The sequence below is a fragment of the Novosphingobium sp. HNCC26DJ243 genome, from assembly GCF_057180545.1.
Genome location: NZ_JBXUGN010000001.1, coordinates 391,926 through 409,686, shown reverse-complemented (window position 1 = coordinate 409,686; position 17,761 = coordinate 391,926). Strand labels below are relative to the sequence as shown.

The following is a 17,761-nucleotide window of genomic DNA, read 5'->3' as shown; positions in this document are numbered from 1 at the left end:
GCGGTTATCAGTAACCCTCTGATTTTGCCAAGCTGCGAGACGACATCATGCGACGCTCATGGACTGCAGGATATGTGACGGTAGCCGTGATGGCCCTGTCCCTCGGGGGGTGCGGCGGCGGGGGCGTTGCGAGTACGCCTTCGCCCGCACCCGCGCCTGCGCCCACTCCAGCGCCCACTCCAGCGCCTACTCCGGCACCAACACCGACACCGACGCCGACGCCGACGCCCACTCCCACACCAACAGCCACCAATTTCGATACATCCGAGTACCGGCGTTCTGACGGCCCATCATTTCACACCGCCATCACTGCCTGGCAGGCGGGGGCAAGCGGCAAAGGTACGACCATTGCGGTCGTCGATTCCGGCATAGACACCAGCAATCCGGAGTTCTCAGGCCGCATTTCCGGCGCGTCGAAAGACGTTGGCGGCAACCGCGGGCTCGTCAATGCGGACGACGATCATGGCACGCAGGTAGCGCTGGTAGCTGCCGCCGCGCGCAATGGGGCGGGGATTGTCGGCATTGCATGGAACGCGACAGTGCAGATGTTGCGGGCCGACACGCCAGGGTCCTGCACAGACACCGATGGCTGCACTTTCACGGACGGCAATATCAGCAGGGGCATCGATGCCGCGATCGCCGCGAAAGCGAAAGTCATCAATCTTTCGCTGGGCGGCGATCCTGCCAATGCAACCTTGCGCGCGGCGATCGGCCGCGCTGTTGCCGCAGGCATGGTGGTGGTCGTTTCCGCGGGCAACGATGGAGACAGTACCGAACCGGGAGTCGATCCCAAGAATCCGGATCCCTTTGCCATATCAATGCTAGAAGCTGGCGGGGGCAATGTCCTGATTGTGGGGTCGGTGAATTCATCCGGCACGGTCTCTGCCTTCAGCAATCGCGCGGGCAGTTCGGCCTCATCTGTGATCATGGCGCAGGGCGAAGAGGTCTGCTGCGCTTACGAGAACGGCCAGATCAAGACGACGGTTACCGGCGGAACCACTTTCGTTACCGTGGTAAACGGGACCAGCTTTTCGGCGCCGCAAGTATCAGGCGCGGTTGCGCTTCTGGCACAGGCCTTTCCGAACCTTACGGCCACGCAGATCGTGAACCTGCTGCTCACATCCACGCGCGATGCGGGCGCCCCCGGGACGGATGCAATCTATGGACGGGGCATTCTGGACATTGCCAAAGCGTTTTCGCCTCAGGGTAGCACAGGCCTTGCAGGCACGAATGTCGCGGTTTCGCTCGACAGCCTGGCCGGAACGACCGGGGGCGCGATGGGCGATGCGGTCACGGCCGCGTCGCTGTCCACGGTGATGCTTGATGGCTACGGTCGCGCCTATGCGCTGAATCTTGCCGCCGGATTGCGTGAGGCGCGTACCCGCCAGCCGCTTTACGAAGCGATGGGCACACCTTCTCAGCCCGTTGCGCTCGAAGTGGATGGCGCATCCCTCGCATTTTCGGTCGACCGCCGCTTTGGTGCCGCCCCGCTGCGCCTTGCGCCGGCAGAGCGGGAGCAGGCGCGGGTGCTGGCATCCAGCCTGGTCACCCGGATCAACCCGAAGCTCGAACTTGCGCTGGGCTGGAAGATGTCGGGCGAGGGCTTGACGGCGCGGCTGCAGCAACGGCGCGAACCGACGTTCATGGTGGCGGGCATGAACAGCGGGATGTTCGAACGGCCCGAGGCAACAATCGCCGCGCGCCATGTTCTTGGTTCTCTGGGATTGACCGCCAGTGCCGAGCGCACTTCCCTCTGGCGCGCCGAGCCTTTGCGCGACCGCCGCATCGATCGCCTCGTCCGGCTTGGACTCGCCTTCGATGGCAAAGGGCAAAGCCTTGATTGGCGTCTGGGGGTCGGCCTCATGCGCGAGGATCGCACGGTGCTGGGCGCGCGCTTTGCCGAGGCGCTTGGCGGCGGGGGGGCAACGACCGTCAACCTCGCGCCGGGTATGTCATGGAAACCGGCAGCAGGCTGGTATCTGGGCGCAAGCGGCGTCTTCGGACTGACGCGGATTGATCGTCGCAGCGTTGCAAGCGAAGGCTCACGGCTTGCAACATCGGCATGGACAATCGACATCGCCCGAGATGGTGCGCTGCTGTCTGGCGACAGACTTGGCCTCCGCCTGTCACAGCCCATGCGCGTTGAAAGCGGCGCTTTGCAGCTGAACCTGCCCGTTGCGTGGGACTATGCGACCAGCACAGCAACGTTCGCGCGCGTCCCCCTCTCACTATCCCCCAATGGACGCGAGATTGATGCCGAGCTGGCCTGGGCAGCGCCGGTCTGGGGCGGTTCGCTGGCGACGAGCCTGTTCTGGCGCCGCGATCCCGGCCATTTCGCGACCCTTCCGGATGATAGAGGGGCCGCATTGCGCTGGAGTGCGGGCTTCTAGGGTTTCGCGGTGATATGGCGCAGGCGTCCGCCTTCGCCGTCCTCGAGAACATAAAGCGAGCCGTCAGGCGCCTGCTCGATTTCGCGAATGCGATTGCCAAGGTCGATACGCTCCAGTTCTCGTGCCTTTTCGCCCTCGACGGCGACGCGGACGATGCCGCCTGCACCGAGCCCCGCGATCAGGACTTGCCCTTGCCACTTGGGGAAGGCGCTGCCGGTGTAGAAGATCATGTTGCCCGGTGCGATCACGGGGTTCCAGCTGATGGCAGGCTGGGCAAGGTCAGGGCGCGTTGAATTGCGCGGGATCGGCTTGCCATCGTAATGATCACCGTCGGAGACCAGCGGCCAGCCATAATTCTTGCCCGGCTCCACGTGGTTTAGTTCGTCGCCACCGGCTGGGCCATGCTCGAGATCCCACAAACGCCCATCCGGCGAGAAGGCAAGCCCGAGCAGGTTGCGGTGTCCGTAGGACCAGATCTGCGCGCTTATCCCGCCCTTGTCGGCAAAGGGATTGCCGGCAGCTGGCGTTCCATCTGGCATGAGCCTGACAACTTTGCCGAGATTCACCGAAATGTCCTGCGCGGGCGTGAACTTCTGGCGCTCGCCGGAGGAGATGAAGAGGTACTTGCCGTCAGGCGAGAAGGCGATGCGGTGCGAATAATGCCCGCGCCCTGACACCTTGGGAAACTGCCGCCAGACAATCTTGAGACCTTCGAGATGCGGTCCTCCTTCAAGCACGAGCCTGGCTGAGGCGACGACTGCACCGCGCGTATTCTTTTCTCCCGCTTCCGCCCAGCTAAGGTAGATCATCCCGCTCGAGGCATAATCGGGCGAGGCGACGACATCGGCAAAGCCACCTTGGCCTCCGTAGTCCACCGCTGGAACGCCAGCCACGTCGGCCGCGGACTTGCCTCCCTCGCGCCAGAGCTTGAGCTTGCCCTTTTTCTCGGTGATCAGCGCTGTGTCGGTGCCGGGCAGGAACGCCATCGCCCACGGCTCATCGAAAGTTGCCACATCGCTTATGGCGATGCCGGCGCTCGCCGGTTCGACCGGGTCACTTCCCTGCGCCGAAATCGGCGAGCCACAGCTTGCCAGGACACTTGCGATGATTGGGGCGAGAGGCGATAGGCATCGCAGGATCGGATTCGTCATGGGCCTTACAATGCCTGGTAACGCCACAAGTGCCACAGCCATTTTCTCCTCGCGCGTCGTGATCGGCGTGGACGAGGCAGGGCGGGGTCCGCTGGCAGGCCCGGTGGTGGCAGCAGCTGTCGTTCTGTGTCGGCCGCGCCCGTCCGGTCTGGACGATTCCAAGAAGCTCACTGCTGTGCGGCGCGCGATCGTCGAGGAAAAGATCAAGCGTCGCTGCCGCTGGGCCGTCGGCGTGGTCGAACCGGAGGAAATCGACCGCCTCAATATATTCGGCGCGACCATGCTGGCGATGACTCTCGCCGTTTCGGATCTGTGCCGCCAGTTGTCAGAGGATGAAGCGGTTCACGAGGTGCTGGTCGATGGCAATCTCACGCCGCATGGGCGCCGTTCCGAATGGTGCTGGCCAGCGCGGCCGATCGTGGGCGGCGATGCTATTGAACCGTGCATTTCAGCCGCCTCGATCATTGCCAAGGAGCACCGCGACCGGCTGATGCGCGAAGCCGCGCGCGAGCACCCCCATTACGGATGGGAGCGGAACGCAGGGTACGGTACGCCTGAACATCTCGCAGCGCTCCGTCAGCATGGGCCCACACCGCTTCATCGTCGCAGCTTTGCGCCGGTCGCGCAGCTTGCGCTGGCGCTCTGATCCTAGCTGCCTGGCGCAAACGCCTTGGCGCGAAGAAGTTCGATGTAGGCGCGTGCGCCCTGTTCTGCCTCCTCGGGGCTGGCGGGGACGATGACGTCGCCGATCGCAGCCTCAAGTTCATCGCGACTGTTGACCCTCGGGAACGGCGCATCCGGTACATCGACACCCAGGAAGTCGCAAAGCGGCTGCCAACCGTCCCTGGGCGCGAATACCAGCAGGCGTGATGCCGGAAAGGCCTCTGCAACCTCGCGGTTACGTCGCACGAACCAGTCGGTCATGAACGCGCGGTCCTCGATCCGGCTGCCGAATGCAGCGAAAATCGTGCCTTCGAGAAAGGCACCGACCGGCGTGCCGGCGACGCCTTCACGCATCGGTCGACTGAAGATCGTGGCGGTGACGGAATCGAACCAGGAGTCCGGATCGCGCGTGGTGAGAACGATCCTTGCGTCGGGGTAATAGGCGGCAAGCTCGCGCCAATAGGTGCATCCAGGGTAATCACAGGTCGATGCATAGCCATCGAAGATCGCATCCCAATCCGGCTTTCCCGCGATGACATCAGCCCAAAATGGAACATTGCGCCGTGCGCCCGCCTGCAGTTCGGACATGTGATAGCATGGCCCGAACCCGATGTGCTCAAGCGCGAACTTCAGCGAGAAAGTCGCGGTCCGTCCAAGGCCCGCACCGATCACCTTCAGTGCCATGTGATCTCCCTCCGGTTGCCGACGCAGTTCTTTCCGGCTGTCTTTGCCGTAAAGCTATCGCATTGAGGGATCGGTCGCCAGCGCCCGATTGCGCGTCTTGTGATCGCTGTTGCGCAAGTCGGTGTCCCTTTGCGACGACACGCAAAATATTTTTGCGTGTGAGTCCGGCAAATCACACCACCACATGTTGAGTCCTGCGTGCGCCGTAAGACTCTATATGTCGATCTGGACTCTTTCCGTTCTCACCTTGTGACACGCGCGACTCGCCGAAATCTGGCGAGTCGCGCCTTGACGCGCAGTCCGCAATGACTCACCAGAGGCCTGCAATTCAGGGGCAAGGACGGGTCATGGCAGTCGCATTGAAGGAACGGGCACCAAAGGCTCCGGCAAAGGCGCTACGCGCGGCACCGGCAAAAGTGCTCAAGAGCGATGTGGCCCTGCCGTTGAACCGTATCCTGCGCGGCGACTGCATCGAGGAGATGCGCAAGCTGCCCGATGCGTCCATCGATATGATCTTCGCCGACCCGCCGTACAATCTTCAGCTTGGTGGCGATCTCGCGCGGCCTGACGGCAGCCATGTCGATGCGGTGACGAACGACTGGGACAAGTTCTCGAGCTTTGCGACATACGACAAGTTCACGCGCGAATGGTTGGCCGAGGCGCATCGCCTGCTGAAAGCCGACGGCTCGATCTGGGTGATCGGCAGCTACCACAACATCTTCCGCGTCGGCACGATCCTCCAGGATCTCGGCTTCTGGATCCTCAACGACATCATCTGGCGCAAGGCCAATCCGATGCCCAACTTTAAGGGCACGCGCTTCACCAACGCGCACGAAACGCTGATCTGGGCATCGAAGAGCGAGAAGTCGAAGTACACCTTCAACTACCGCGCTATGAAGACCCTCAACGACGAATTGCAGATGCGCTCGGACTGGGTCCTCCCCATCTGTTCAGGGCCTGAGCGCCTTCGCCGCAACGGCACAAAGGCGCACCCGACGCAGAAGCCGGAAGCGCTGCTCTATCGCGTCATGCTTGCGACGACCAACAAGGGCGACGTCGTGCTCGACCCGTTCTTCGGTACCGGCACGACCGGTGCGGTGGCCAAGCGCCTTGGGCGCGACTGGATCGGCTGCGAGCGCGAGGCCGACTATATCGAAGTGGCCGAAGAGCGCATCGAACTTGCCTTGCCGCTCGATGAAAGCGCGCTGGTGACCATGCAGTCGAAGCGCTCGGCTCCCAAGGTCGCGTTCGGCGCGCTGGTGGAAAGCGGATACCTTACGCCCGGCATGCATCTCACGGCCAAGAAGGGCAAGTTCACTGCCGTCGTCCGCGCGGACGGTTCGCTGCAGTCGGGTGCCGAAATCGGTTCGATCCACGGACTTGGTGCAACCCTCCAAGGCGCGCCATCATGCAATGGCTGGACGTTCTGGCACGTGGAGCACGAAGGCGAACTCAAGCCGATCGACGCGCTGCGCCAGCTCTATCTGCTCGCGGTGGAAGACTGAGCGGGTAGTATGATGCCGCGCCTCCGCGCAGGCGGGGGCCCAGGTCTTTTGGCGGAACCTTGCGGATAATCGCCCGAGGTCCCCGCCTTCGCGGGGATGCAGGATGCCGAGTGTTTATATCCGCCCGATTTCTTTGGCCGACAGTCCCCAGTCGGAAGAGGGAGAGACCATTCGTCTCGGCGGGGGGCTTGCCTATGCCAGCCGGTTTGCAATCATCGTGCGCGAAGGCGGCAAGGTGGTGTCGCGCAAGCGGATCGGCGCGGCAGACGTCGCCTCCGCGCTGAACGCACTGCCGGACGATCTTGCAAGCGACGCGGCCGAACAGTGGGACAATCTGCGCCGCGTGCACAAACCGCTTGAGTGCGGTTCGCGCATGATCCGGCTCGATCAGCCGCAGACCATGGGCATCCTCAACGTCACGCCCGACAGTTTCTCGGACGGCGGACAATTCCTCGACAAGCCCGATGCTGCGCTGGATCACGCACATGCCATGCTGGCCGCGGGGGCGGCGATCATCGATGTCGGCGGCGAGTCCACAAGGCCCGGCGCCGCGGCCGTATGGGAAGGGGACGAAGTCAAACGCGTCGTCCCGGCAATCGAGCGACTGGCTGCCAGCGGCGCTGCCATCTCTATCGATGCGCGCAGGTCCACGGTGATCGAGGCGGCGCTCGCCGCAGGGGCGCACATCGTCAACGATGTATCTGCAATGCGCCATGATCCCCGAACGGCAGAGATCGTGGCCGCAAGCGGTGCACCGATTGTGCTGATGCACTCGCCGGGAGCCGAGGGCGACCTTCATGCCGACGGCGAGTATGGCGACGTGGTGCTCGATGTTTTCGACGCCCTGCGCGAGCGGCGCGATTTTGCGCTGTCAGCCGGGATCGCGCGCGACAAGATCCTGCTCGATCCCGGCATCGGCTTCGGCAAGTCGCTGGCCGAGAACCTTGCGCTGATCAATGCACTTCCGTTGTTGCATGCGCTCGGCCAACCGATACTGTTCGGTGCCAGTCGCAAACGGATGATCGGTGCGCTCTCGAACGAGGTCCCGGCCCATCAGCGCATGGCAGGCTCGGTCATGCTTGCCATGAAAGCGATGGATGCTGGATGCCAGATCGTGCGAGTTCACGATGTGGCGGAAACCGTGCAAGCCTTCCATGTCTGGCGTGGCCTGCGTGATGCCGCGCTGACCGATTTCAGCCAGTTGCCCTGATCAGAGCGACACACCGCCATCGCTGACAAGGCAGGTGCCGGTAATGGTAGCTGCCGCATCGGATAGCAGGAAGCCAATCTGCGCTGCGACTTCATCGGCCCTGGCAAAGCGGCCGAGCGGCGTCGAATCCTTGCCCATCGCGGCGAGGGCCTCGGCTCGGCCACCATGCTTTTCGACCAGCGGCGCGAAGAATTCGGCGCGATCCCAGATGCCGGTGTCCACGCCGCCCGGGGCGATGGCGTTGACGCGAACGCCGAATGCGGCTGCTTCAGCGGCAGCAACCTTGGTCAGCTGGATGGTAGCCGCCTTTGATGTGGAATAGGCCGCCGTGCTGGCATTTGCCTTGATGCCCGAAACCGAGGCCGTCATCACGATCGAACCGCTGCCCTGGCGCTTCATGGCGCGCATCGCGGTGCGCAGCGAAAGAAACGTGCCGTCGAGATTGACCGAAAGCGTCTTGCGCCAGGTCGCGATGTCTAGATCGACGATGTCGCCGTTGCTGGCAATCCCGGCGTTCAACGCAGCATAATCGAGCCGCGCCAGATCGCGCTCGAGCAACTTCCAAAGCGCCGGATCTGCAATGTCGCCACCGAGCGGACGGGTACGGCAGTTCACGCCAAGCGCATCGAGGCCACCGCGATCCATGTCGATCAGGATCAGCTCGCCTATCCCGCGGTCGTCGAGCCAACGCGCTACGGCAGCGCCAATGCCCGATGCCGCGCCCGTGACCAAGGCGACCTTGCCTGAAAATTCGGAATCATTGCCCATGTGAGCAGGCTAGCGCGGGTCAGGCGGCGTTGTCGATTCCGAGTTCGGAAAGCTTGCGATAAAGGGTTGAGCGACCGATCCCGAGACGTCGCGCAACTTCGGTCATGCGGCCGCGGTAGTGGCCGATGGCGAGGCGGATGACATCGGCTTCGATATCCTCGAGAGGGCGCAGGTTGCCGTCGGGAGCGAACAAGGTCACGCCGGCACCGTCCGTAACACTTGGCGTTGCCCGACTGCCTTCGCCGATCAGGTTCGAAAGGCTTGGGAAATCCTGCGCGGTCAGTGCTTCGCCTTCGCAGAACACCGCAGCGCGGAACAGGGTTGCCTGAAGCTGGCGCACGTTGCCCGGCCAGTCGTATGCGCCCAGCAGGGCCAGCGCGCCATCGGTGATGCCGAGCGGGCGCAGGCCTGGCTGCTCACCGATCCGGGTCAGGAAATGGCGGGCAAGGGCCGGAATATCGGCTGCGCGCTGCCGCAGGGCAGGAAGGAGCACCTGCGTCTGGGTCAGCAGCGCGTGAAGATCGGCGCGGAAGTCGCCGGTCTCGACCAGATCGCGCAAGCCCGCGTTGGCGCAGGCGATCAGGCGCACGTCGACACGGAAGGAATGGCGCGCGCCGATTGGTTGAACGTCGCCGCGCTCGAGAAAGCGCACGAGCCGCTCCTGCATCGCTTCAGGAAGCCGGTCGATCTCGTCGATGACCAGTGTGCCGCCGTCAGCGTGCTGGAGCAGTCCGATGTGGCGTTCGAATGCGCCGGGGAAGGCCCCCTTTTCATGGCCGAACAGGACCGATTCGATCTGGTTGGCAGGAACGCCGCCGATGGTGATGGCGCGCATCGCGGTTTTCGAGCGGGGGCTTGCCGCATGCATGGCTCGAACCAGCATTTCCTTGCCCGTGCCGCTTTCGCCCTCGATCAGCACTGTGCCGTGCGTGCGCGCCGCCTTGGCAGAGACGGCAAGAGCTGCGCGAAACGCGGGTGCGGCACCGATCATTGAATCAAAATCGAGCGTTGCGCCGATCTTCTCGGTCAGTGGTTGCAACTCGCAGGCGTCAGCCTCGCGCGCCGTCGCGCTGCGCAGGGCCTGAAGCAGGCGCTCGGGCGCCACGGGCTTTATCAGGTAATCGGTCGCGCCTGCACGCATCGCCTCGACCGCCAGCAACGGCGAGCTGCTGGTGGTAAGCATGAGGAGGGGAAGGGCAGGCCGGCGGGCCTTGAGTTCGGCGATAAGCGCGCAGGCGTCGTCGCCAGGGACCCACTGATCGAGGATTATCGCACTGAGTTGCATGCCCTGGCGTGTGCCGAGCGTTGCGATGGCGCTTTCCGAATCGCGCGCAATGATCGTGCGCCATCCCTCCCGCGATGCCAGTGCCGAAATAAGGCGGCATTGTGCGGGTTCATCGTCGATGAGCATGAGAAGGCGCTGTTCGGGCTCCTGCATGACCTGTTCTTTTGACTCCCCAACACTTGCGACAGGGGGGAGGATTAGGCCGATAGGGTAAAGACCCGATTAAGCGCGATGCGGTGGTTCCGGCCTTGAGCCCGGACCGCCGGATCGCTAGAGCAAGGCCGTCGCGCCAAGGCGGCGCCTGGTTATGGGGACTAAAATGGCTTCTGCAAACGACATGAAGGCGGCCAAGGCCACCTACGAAGGTTTCGTGAATCTGGTGAAGTGGGCCACGCCGCTTGTCTGCGTGCTGGCTTTCGTCGTCGTCCTGGTCATCCAGTAACCAGTCGGTGGCAGGGGCAATGAAGATCGCCGTTCTTCGGGAACGGGCGATGGGGGAGAGTCGGGTTTCGGCGACGCCGGAGACCGTGAAGAAATTCATTGCCCTTGGGGCATCGGTCGTCGTCGAAAACGGCGCAGGTCTGGGTGCTTCGATTGGCGACGATGACTATCGCGCCGCCGGCGCTGATGTCGTTCCGGGCGATGCGGCCAGGGATGCCGATATCGTGCTTGGTGTGCAGGGCCCCGAAGCGGATCTGCTGACTGCTGCGAAACCGGGCGCATGGGTAGTCGCGGGCCTTGATCCGTTCGGCCGTCGTGACCGGGTCGATGCCTATGCCACCGCAGGTCTCGAAGCGCTGGCAATGGAATTCATGCCGCGCATTACCCGAGCGCAGAGCATGGACATCCTGTCGTCGCAGTCGAACCTGGCCGGGTACAAGGCGGTCATCACCGCCGCCAATATCTACGGTCGCGCCTTCCCGATGATGATGACGGCGGCAGGCACCGTCTCGGCCGCCAAGGCCTTTGTCATGGGCGTCGGTGTTGCCGGTCTTCAGGCGATTGCCACCGCTCGCCGCCTCGGCGCACAGGTTTCGGCAACTGATGTGCGTTCCGCCACCAAGGAACAGATCCAGTCGCTCGGTGCCAAGCCGATCTTCGTCGAGAGCGTCGCCGGGATCGAGGGTGAGGGCGCGGGCGGCTATGCCACCGAAATGTCCGAGGAATACCAGAAGGCGCAGGCGGAACTGGTCTCCAGCCACATCGCCAAGCAGGACATCGTCATCACGACCGCGCTGATTCCGGGCCGCGCTGCACCGCGCCTGATCACGGACGCGCAGATCGCGACGATGAAGCCGGGGTCGGTAATCTTCGATCTTGCCGTCTCGCAAGGCGGCAATGTCGAAGGATCGGTCGCGGATCAGGTGGTCGAAAAGCACGGCGTAAAGATCGTCGGCTATTCGAACACTGCGACGCACCTTGCAGCCGATGCCTCGGCCCTGTTCGCGCGCAACCTCTACAACTTCCTCTCGGCCTTCTGGGACAAGGAACAGGGCAAACCCGTTCTCGACGAGGAAATCGGCAACGCAATCCGCCTTACGCAGGGCGGCAAGGTCGTGAATGAACGACTGCTCGGCTGAGGGGGGCTGACATGGACTTTATCTCTATTCTCTCGATCTTCGTGATGGCCTGTTTCGTTGGCTATTACGTTGTGTGGTCGGTGACCCCGGCACTGCACACGCCGCTGATGGCGGTGACGAACGCGATTTCCTCGGTGATCGTGGTTGGCGCTCTTGTTGCCGCGGCCGCAGAAGGATCGGTCGTTTCGAAGTGGCTGGGGCTGGGCGCAGTAGTGCTGGCTTCGGTCAACATCTTCGGCGGCTTTGCCGTGACTGAGCGCATGCTGGCGATGTACAAGAAGAAGGAGAAGAAGTGATGGAACACGTCACTGCTGTCCCTTCGTGGGCGATGCTCGCCTACCTCGTCTCAGGCGTGCTGTTCATTCTTGCGCTCCGAGGCCTTTCTAGCCCGGCCACGAGCCGTGCAGGTAACCGCTACGGCATGATCGGCATGGCGATTGCCATGGTGACCACGCTCTACACGCACTCCATCGCCAGCCTGCCCGAGATCATCGGCGCTCTTGTGATCGGCGGCGGCGTCGGCTTCGTCACCGCGCGCAAGATCAAGATGACCGACATGCCGCAGCTCGTGGCAGCGTTCCACTCGCTCGTGGGACTTGCCGCCGTGCTGGTCGGCCTTGCCGCGTACCTCAATCCAGTCGCGTTCGGCATCGCTGGAGCTGACGGGGTGATCGAGGTGCAGAGCCGGATCGAGATGGGCCTCGGCATCGCCATCGGTGCGATCACGTTCTCGGGCTCGATCATCGCGTTTCTGAAGCTGGCGGGCAAGATGAGCGGTTCGCCGATCATGCTGCCCGGACGCCATGTGCTGAACCTCGGCACGCTGGTCGCCATCCTCGGGCTGGTGGCGTATTTCACGCAGGACCAGAGCCAGTGGGTGATCGTGGCGATCACGGTGCTGTCGTTCATCATCGGCTTCCTGCTGATCATCCCGATCGGCGGCGCGGACATGCCGGTGGTCGTCTCGATGCTCAACTCGTACTCGGGCTGGGCCGCGGCGGCGATGGGCTTCACGCTTCACAACACGGCGATGATCATCACCGGCGCGCTGGTGGGCTCGTCCGGCGCAATCCTTTCGTACATCATGTGCAAGGCGATGAACCGCAGCTTCATCTCGGTGATCGCGGGCGGCTTTGGCGCTGCGCCCGAGGCCGCAGGCGGCGCGGCGCGCGAACAGCGCCCATGGAAGCGCGGCTCGGCCGAAGACGCGGCCTACATGATGAAGGAAGCCGAAAACGTCATCATCATCCCGGGCTACGGCATGGCGGTTTCGCAGGCACAGCACGCGCTGCGCGAAATGGGCGATCAGTTGAAAGCCCACGGCGTCAACGTGAAGTACGCGATCCATCCGGTCGCAGGCCGCATGCCGGGGCACATGAACGTGCTGCTGGCCGAAGCCAACGTGCCCTACGATGAAGTGTTCGAGCTGGAAGACATCAACAGCGAGTTCGCGCAGGCCGACGTTGCCTTCATCATCGGTGCCAATGACGTGGTCAATCCGGCGGCCAAGACCGACAAGTCCTCGCCGATCTACGGCATGCCCGTGTTCGACGTCGACAAGGCCAAGACGATCTTCTTCGTCAAGCGCTCGATGGGCGGGGTCGGCTATGCCGGTGTCGACAACGACGTGTTCTACATGGACCAGACCATGATGCTTCTGACCGACGCCAAGAAGATGGTCGAGGACATCGTCAAGTCGCTGGGGCACTGATGCGGCACGCGGGCTACCTTGCCATGGCGCTTGCGCTGGCGGCGGGGGGCTGCGCGCCTTCCAAACTGGCTTATGGAAAGGTCCGCTCGGCACTGGTCGACGCGGGCCTTTCCGACAGCAATGCTGCCTGCATGGCGCAGCGGATGACAGATCGCCTGACCATCGGCCAGCTCAAGCGGCTGCAGGCCTTGCAGGGCCCGAAGCGCGGCCTGACCGATTACGTGGCGACCGTGAAGCGGCTGGGCGACGCCGAACTGCTGGGCGTCACCACAAGTGCCGCAGCGCTCTGCGCGACGGGATTCGCGCCCGAGAAGAAGCGCTAGCCCCGCCGGGGGTAAAAACCGCCTGCCTCGCTCTGGACCTCTCCCGCCACCTTTCGTAAGGCCGGTGCCGACAGGGGTACCTGAAGCTCGGGAGTAACGGACTTTGCGCAAGATCGGCCTTATCGGCGGCATGAGCTGGGTTTCCACCCGCACTTATTATGAAGACATCAACCAGCTCGTCCAGGCACGCACCACGAAGGTCGCCAGTGCGCCGCTGCTGATCGAAAGCCTGGATTTTACCGACCTCGTCCGCCTGTCCACGCCCGAACAATGGGCTCACGCCGCCGAGGTGCTCGCAGACAGCGCGCGGCGGCTTGAACAGGCTGGGGCCAGCGCAGTGCTGATCGGCGCCAATTCGATGCACAAGGTCTATGAGAAGGTCGCCGAGACCGTGTCCGTACCAGTCATCCATATCGCCGATGCGGTGGGAGCAAAGATGCAGGCGGCCGGTGTTACCAACGCCACGCTGCTTGGCACGCGCAACGTCGTGATGGAAAGCTTCTACCGCAAGCGCCTGATCGCCCATGGAATCAGCCTCTTGCCCCCGGTGGCCGACGAGGTCGAGGCGATGGACGCGATCATCTATGACGAGCTGATGCAGGGCAAGGCAACCCGCGCGGCCGAGCGCACGTTCAAGACCATGCTCACCAACATGGGCCAGCGTGGCGCGCAGGCGGCGGTGCTGGCCTGCACCGAGCTTGATATGGTGATCGACGTCGATGCCAATGTCCTGCCGATCTTCGACGGCACCCGCATTCATGCAGAGGCCGCGGTCGACTGGATTCTCGGTTAGTCCGATGAACTCCGAGGGCCGCGCCCCTTATGCCAGCGATCCGACGCGCTCGCGTGGGCGTGAGTTCGCTATGGACCAGGGCGCGGCGCGCGGACCGCGCAGCGCGTTCCAGCGCGATCGCGATCGCATCATCCATTCGATCGCGTTTCGTCGCCTGCGCCACAAGACGCAGGTGTTCATCGCGCCCGATGGCGATCACTATCGCGTCCGCCTTACGCACAGCCTCGAAGTTGCCCAGATCGGCCGCGTCATCGCAAGAGCGCTGGGGCTGGACGAGGACCTGACCGAAGCGCTTTGCCTCGCCCATGACATCGGCCATCCCCCGTTCGGCCACGCGGGCGAGGACGCGCTGGAAGAGGCCATGGCAAGCGCAGGCGGCTTTGATCACAACGCCAACACCTTGCGTGTGCTGATGCGGCTCGAGAGCCCCTATTGCGGGCACGAGGGATTGAACCTCACATGGGAAACGCTTGAAGGCCTTGCCAAGCATAACGGCCCGATCCGCAGACCTGCCTGGGCACTCGAGGAACTGGACGCGGCTTATCCGCTGGGGCTGTCGACATACGCCTCGCTCGAAGCGCAGGTCGCCGCGATCTCTGACGACATTGCTTATGACAACCACGACATCGACGATGGCCTGAGGGCTGGGTTCCTCAATCTTGACGACCTGATGCAGCTACCGTCGGTGGCCGAGCAATGGCGGAAGATCGAGACCCGGTTTCCCGGTGCGCCGCAGGATCGGCAATTGCGCGAACTGGTGCGCGGGCAGATCGGCCGAATGGTCAACGATGTGATTGCCGAGACACGCACGCGGATTGCGCAGACTGGTGTCGCCAGCGTCGAGGACGTTCGCATGGCGGATCGTCCGCTGGCGACATTCTCCAATGCGATGGGCGAGGAGGAGCGCATGCTCAAGCAGTTCATGTATGACCGCCTCTATCTTCATGAAGAGCAGTGCGCGACGGCGGACCGCGCGCGCGAAGTCATCGTGGCGTTGTTCGCGGCCTATGCCGGCGATCCCTCGCAGATGCCCGTATCGTGGCAGACATCGCTGCCGCAGGCGGAGCCCGGCCGCACGCGCCATATTGCCGATTTCATTTCCGGCATGACCGACCGCTACGCCATCGACAGTTATGCCCGTCTGTTCGGACAGGCGCCCGAAGGATTGCGCAATGTCTGAACAGACGCGGGTCGTGCTTGTCGGTGCCACCGGGCTGATCGGACGAGCGGTGATGGCCGAGGCGGTCGGGCGCTCCGACATTCATCTTGTTGCCGTGGCACGCCGCGAAGTGCCCTTGCCCAAGGGCGCACGGATGGAAATGCTCCTGTCCGAAACCGAGCACTGGCCCGATGCGATTGCCGCTGGCCGCCCGCACGTGGTCGTGATCGCGCTTGGCACCACGATCAAGGCGGTCGGCGGAGACAAGGATGCCTTTCGCGCGGTCGATCACGATCTCGTTCTTGATAGCGCACGGGCGGCAAAGGAAGCCGGTGCGCGCCAGTTGATCGTCGTATCGTCGGTTGGCGCGCAGTTTTCGTCGAAAAACTTCTACCTGTCGGTCAAGGGAGAGGTCGAGGACAAGCTTGCCAAGTTGCACTTCGACCGGCTCGACATTTTGCGCCCTGGCCTGCTGCGCGGTCACCGCGAAGGACCGCCGCGCTTTGCCGAACGGCTTGGCATGACGTTGAGCCCCTTGATTGATCTGCTGCTGCTCGGTTCGCTGCGGAGATATCGTTCGGCGCGCGCCGACGATCTCGCTCGGGTGATTCTCACGCTCGCGGGATCGAAGCAGCGCGGCCGTCAAATCCATCACCACGACGACTTCCGCCGCATCCTGCGCAGGGGATAAGGGCGCGGGCCTCAGGTTGACTTCACGTTGCACTGCAGCGATGAGGAGGTGTCGCTGGTCGCGCGGGAGAGCTCTCTCGATTCGTTCAGTATCGAGAGACGCCGAAGGAGCAACCGCCCCGGAATCTCTCAGGCAAATGGACCGCGTTGGTCGATAGCGACGCTCTGGAAAGTGTCACTCCCGCAAACGGGATGGGCCGCCGAAGGGGTAACCCCGCACAAGCCTCTCTGGAGAGGGAGGTGGGGGAAAGCTCTCAGGTTTCCGTGACAGAGGGGGCGCCGAATGGCGTCTGAACTGTACGGGAAACCAATTTGTGAGCGACACATACGATATTTCTGAAAATGACGAGCCCGAAGCTGGTCCGCTCACCTTGCCGCTCGATGCGTGGCATCGTGCGCGCGGTGGCCGGATGGTGGACTTTGCCGGCTATTGGATGCCGGTACAGTACAACGGCGAGGGCCTTGGCATCATCGCCGAGCACTTGTGGACCCGCGCCTCGGCCGGCTTCTTCGATGTCTCGCACATGGGCCAGCTCTACGTTTCGGGCGAGGGCGTCGAAGCCGCGATCGAAGCGGTCCTGCCGATCGATCTGTCGACACTCCCGGTTGGCGGTGTGCGCTACTCGCTCCTGCTGAACGAGACTGGCGGTATCCTCGATGACCTGATGGTGACGCGCTGGGGCACGGGCTTCTACCTTGTTGTCAACGGCGCGACGAAGTGGGACGACATCGCGCACTTGCGCGAACATCTGCCCGACGATGTCACGATCAACCATCTCGATGACACCGCGCTGTTCGCGTTGCAGGGGCCGAAGGCGGCAGAGGCGCTGGAACCCTTGCTCTCGGGCGAATATCCGCTCTCTGCGCTGACCTTCATGCGTGGCGGGCAGTTCAAGCTGGGTGGCATCGACGCATGGATCAGTCGCTCGGGCTATACCGGTGAAGACGGTTTCGAGATTTCCGTGCCGGCAGAAAGCGCTGCCGAACTGGCCGATCTGATCTGCGCGCAAGCGCAGGTGCGCCCGATCGGTCTTGGAGCGCGCGACAGTCTGCGCCTTGAAGCGGGCCTGCCGCTATACGGTCATGACATGAACACCGATGTCGATCCGGTTAGCGCAGACCTGCAGTTCGGGATCAACAAGCGCCGCCGCAGCGAAGGCGGATTTCCCGGCGCGGACATCGTTCTGCCCCTGCTTTCGAATGGCGCGCCAACCCGCCGCGTGGGCCTTGCCATCGACGGCCGGATGGCGGCGCGCGAAGGCGCGAAGGTGCTCGCAGGCGACTTGGAGATCGGCACCGTCACGTCGGGCGGTTTCTCGCCCAGCCTCGAGCGACCGATCGCCATGGCCTTCGTCGCTGCCGACCATGCCGAGCAAGGCACCCAGCTTTCCATAGACGTGCGCGGTCGCAAACTTACCGCAACCGTCGTTCCAATGCCCTTCGTTCCCCATCGCTACCATCGCAAAGGAGCCGCCTGATGACCCGTTACTTCACCAAGGACCACGAATGGATCGCGGTCGAAGGCAGCGAAGCCACCGTCGGCATCACCGACTATGCGCAGGGCCAACTCGGTGACATCACCTTCGTCGAGTTGCCTGCAGAAGGCGGCGATGTGGGCAAGGGCGACAGCGCCTCGGTTGTCGACAGCGTCAAGGCCGCTTCCGACGTCTATGCCCCCGTTTCCGGCACGGTGACCGTCGCCAACGCTGCGCTCGAAGAGCAGCCCGAACTGGTCAATTCCGATCCCGAGGGGGAAGGCTGGCTTTGGAAGATGACCCTGTCCGACCCGTCCGAACTCGATGGCCTGATGGACGATGCGTCCTACCAGGCGTTTGTATCGGAGCTCTGA

At 63.4% G+C, this 17,761-nt stretch carries 18 protein-coding genes and 2 riboswitches; of the genes, 14 read left to right on the top strand and 4 right to left on the bottom strand.

The features are described 5' to 3' along the window. Positions 1–89: 89 nt before the first annotated feature. Entirely contained in the window at positions 90–2,390 is a 2,301-nt protein-coding gene (locus AC2A04_RS02010; RefSeq protein ID WP_484210639.1) for a S8 family peptidase, read from the top strand. Here AC2A04_RS02010 and AC2A04_RS02005 read toward each other — a convergent pair. Next, positions 2,387–3,541 carry a PQQ-dependent sugar dehydrogenase gene (locus tag AC2A04_RS02005; protein WP_484210638.1) on the bottom strand — a complete coding sequence of 385 codons (1,155 nt, stop codon included), beginning with the start codon at positions 3,539–3,541 and terminating at the stop codon, positions 2,387–2,389. The two genes, AC2A04_RS02010 and AC2A04_RS02005, sit on opposite strands and share 4 nt — an antisense overlap. A gap of 10 nt (positions 3,542–3,551) precedes the next feature. Between AC2A04_RS02005 and AC2A04_RS02000 the strand changes: the two genes are divergently transcribed. Next, positions 3,552–4,187: a ribonuclease HII gene (locus AC2A04_RS02000; protein WP_484210637.1), complete on the top strand. Its 636-nt coding sequence runs from the start codon at positions 3,552–3,554 to the stop codon at positions 4,185–4,187. A 2-nt stretch (positions 4,188–4,189) separates the two neighbouring features. Here AC2A04_RS02000 and AC2A04_RS01995 read toward each other — a convergent pair whose 3' ends face one another. Continuing rightward, a complete protein-coding gene (locus AC2A04_RS01995; protein WP_484210636.1) occupies positions 4,190–4,888 on the bottom strand; it encodes a sulfotransferase family protein in 699 nt (232 codons plus the stop codon). 347 nt (positions 4,889–5,235) lie between these two features. Between AC2A04_RS01995 and AC2A04_RS01990 the strand changes: the two genes are divergently transcribed. Together AC2A04_RS01990 and folP are read left to right on the top strand one after the other, a co-directional pair. Further along, positions 5,236–6,393, top strand: coding sequence for a DNA methyltransferase (locus AC2A04_RS01990; protein ID WP_484210635.1), 1,158 nt, complete (start codon positions 5,236–5,238; stop codon positions 6,391–6,393). Positions 6,394–6,496: 103 nt separating this feature from the next. Further along, positions 6,497–7,603, top strand: coding sequence for a dihydropteroate synthase (gene folP / locus AC2A04_RS01985; protein ID WP_484210634.1), 1,107 nt, complete (start codon positions 6,497–6,499; stop codon positions 7,601–7,603). Here the strand turns inward: folP and AC2A04_RS01980 are convergent, their stop codons facing one another. Further along, positions 7,604–8,371, bottom strand: coding sequence for an SDR family NAD(P)-dependent oxidoreductase (locus AC2A04_RS01980; RefSeq protein WP_484210633.1), 768 nt, complete (start codon positions 8,369–8,371; stop codon positions 7,604–7,606). A 19-nt stretch (positions 8,372–8,390) separates the two neighbouring features. Beyond that, on the bottom strand, positions 8,391–9,809 hold the full coding sequence (locus AC2A04_RS01975; RefSeq protein WP_484210632.1) for a sigma-54-dependent transcriptional regulator: 1,419 nt from the start codon (positions 9,807–9,809) through the stop codon (positions 8,391–8,393). Between the two features lie 166 nt (positions 9,810–9,975). Between AC2A04_RS01975 and AC2A04_RS01970 the strand changes: the two genes are divergently transcribed. The 10 genes from AC2A04_RS01970 to gcvH all read left to right on the top strand — a co-directional run bounded on the left by AC2A04_RS01970 (position 9,976) and on the right by gcvH (position 17,761). Continuing rightward, positions 9,976–10,098: an aa3-type cytochrome c oxidase subunit IV gene (locus AC2A04_RS01970; RefSeq protein ID WP_484210631.1), complete on the top strand. Its 123-nt coding sequence runs from the start codon at positions 9,976–9,978 to the stop codon at positions 10,096–10,098. Positions 10,099–10,117: 19 nt separating this feature from the next. Then, complete coding sequence (locus tag AC2A04_RS01965) at positions 10,118–11,236, top strand: NAD(P) transhydrogenase subunit alpha (RefSeq protein WP_484210630.1); 1,119 nt, start codon at positions 10,118–10,120, stop codon at positions 11,234–11,236. Positions 11,237–11,247: 11 nt separating this feature from the next. Further along, positions 11,248–11,532, top strand: a complete 285-nt coding sequence (locus tag AC2A04_RS01960; RefSeq protein ID WP_484210629.1) for an NAD(P) transhydrogenase subunit alpha part 2 — start codon at positions 11,248–11,250, stop codon at positions 11,530–11,532. Then, positions 11,532–12,947, top strand: coding sequence for an NAD(P)(+) transhydrogenase (Re/Si-specific) subunit beta (locus tag AC2A04_RS01955; protein ID WP_484210628.1), 1,416 nt, complete (start codon positions 11,532–11,534; stop codon positions 12,945–12,947). The genes AC2A04_RS01960 and AC2A04_RS01955 overlap by 1 nt, the downstream gene beginning before the upstream one ends. Further along, the gene (locus AC2A04_RS01950) at positions 12,947–13,270 is read left to right on the top strand and encodes a hypothetical protein (RefSeq protein ID WP_484210627.1); all 324 of its coding nucleotides are present in this window, start codon (positions 12,947–12,949) and stop codon (positions 13,268–13,270) included. Before AC2A04_RS01955 ends, AC2A04_RS01950 begins: the two co-directional genes overlap by 1 nt. A gap of 103 nt (positions 13,271–13,373) precedes the next feature. Beyond that, positions 13,374–14,063: an aspartate/glutamate racemase family protein gene (locus tag AC2A04_RS01945; protein ID WP_484210626.1), complete on the top strand. Its 690-nt coding sequence runs from the start codon at positions 13,374–13,376 to the stop codon at positions 14,061–14,063. A gap of 4 nt (positions 14,064–14,067) precedes the next feature. After that, positions 14,068–15,243, top strand: a complete 1,176-nt coding sequence (locus AC2A04_RS01940) for a deoxyguanosinetriphosphate triphosphohydrolase (protein ID WP_484210625.1) — start codon at positions 14,068–14,070, stop codon at positions 15,241–15,243. Further along, complete coding sequence (locus AC2A04_RS01935; protein WP_484210624.1) at positions 15,236–15,913, top strand: NAD(P)H-binding protein; 678 nt, start codon at positions 15,236–15,238, stop codon at positions 15,911–15,913. Before AC2A04_RS01940 ends, AC2A04_RS01935 begins: the two co-directional genes overlap by 8 nt. A 53-nt stretch (positions 15,914–15,966) precedes the next feature. Next, positions 15,967–16,067: riboswitch (glycine riboswitch) on the top strand. After that, positions 16,068–16,193: riboswitch (glycine riboswitch) on the top strand. Between the two features lie 33 nt (positions 16,194–16,226). Next, positions 16,227–17,390: a glycine cleavage system aminomethyltransferase GcvT gene (gene gcvT, locus AC2A04_RS01930; RefSeq protein WP_484210623.1), complete on the top strand. Its 1,164-nt coding sequence runs from the start codon at positions 16,227–16,229 to the stop codon at positions 17,388–17,390. After that, positions 17,390–17,761 carry a glycine cleavage system protein GcvH gene (gcvH, locus tag AC2A04_RS01925; protein ID WP_484210622.1) on the top strand — a complete coding sequence of 124 codons (372 nt, stop codon included), beginning with the start codon at positions 17,390–17,392 and terminating at the stop codon, positions 17,759–17,761. Before gcvT ends, gcvH begins: the two co-directional genes overlap by 1 nt.

Bases quoted from the DNA above. Each gene is read 5' to 3' on its own strand.
- AC2A04_RS02010 (WP_484210639.1), top strand. From the start codon at position 90: ATGGCCCTGTCCCTCGGGGGGTGCGGCGGCGGGGGCGTTGCGAGTACG.
- AC2A04_RS02005 (WP_484210638.1), bottom strand. From the start codon at position 3,541: ATGACGAATCCGATCCTGCGATGCCTATCGCCTCTCGCCCCAATCATC.
- AC2A04_RS02000 (WP_484210637.1), top strand. From the start codon at position 3,552: ATGCCTGGTAACGCCACAAGTGCCACAGCCATTTTCTCCTCGCGCGTC.
- AC2A04_RS01995 (WP_484210636.1), bottom strand. From the start codon at position 4,888: ATGGCACTGAAGGTGATCGGTGCGGGCCTTGGACGGACCGCGACTTTC.
- AC2A04_RS01990 (WP_484210635.1), top strand. From the start codon at position 5,236: ATGGCAGTCGCATTGAAGGAACGGGCACCAAAGGCTCCGGCAAAGGCG.
- folP (WP_484210634.1), top strand. From the start codon at position 6,497: ATGCCGAGTGTTTATATCCGCCCGATTTCTTTGGCCGACAGTCCCCAG.
- AC2A04_RS01980 (WP_484210633.1), bottom strand. From the start codon at position 8,371: ATGGGCAATGATTCCGAATTTTCAGGCAAGGTCGCCTTGGTCACGGGC.
- AC2A04_RS01975 (WP_484210632.1), bottom strand. From the start codon at position 9,809: ATGCAGGAGCCCGAACAGCGCCTTCTCATGCTCATCGACGATGAACCC.
- AC2A04_RS01970 (WP_484210631.1), top strand. From the start codon at position 9,976: ATGGCTTCTGCAAACGACATGAAGGCGGCCAAGGCCACCTACGAAGGT.
- AC2A04_RS01965 (WP_484210630.1), top strand. From the start codon at position 10,118: ATGAAGATCGCCGTTCTTCGGGAACGGGCGATGGGGGAGAGTCGGGTT.
- AC2A04_RS01960 (WP_484210629.1), top strand. From the start codon at position 11,248: ATGGACTTTATCTCTATTCTCTCGATCTTCGTGATGGCCTGTTTCGTT.
- AC2A04_RS01955 (WP_484210628.1), top strand. From the start codon at position 11,532: ATGGAACACGTCACTGCTGTCCCTTCGTGGGCGATGCTCGCCTACCTC.
- AC2A04_RS01950 (WP_484210627.1), top strand. From the start codon at position 12,947: ATGCGGCACGCGGGCTACCTTGCCATGGCGCTTGCGCTGGCGGCGGGG.
- AC2A04_RS01940 (WP_484210625.1), top strand. From the start codon at position 14,068: ATGAACTCCGAGGGCCGCGCCCCTTATGCCAGCGATCCGACGCGCTCG.
- AC2A04_RS01935 (WP_484210624.1), top strand. From the start codon at position 15,236: ATGTCTGAACAGACGCGGGTCGTGCTTGTCGGTGCCACCGGGCTGATC.
- gcvH (WP_484210622.1), top strand. From the start codon at position 17,390: ATGACCCGTTACTTCACCAAGGACCACGAATGGATCGCGGTCGAAGGC.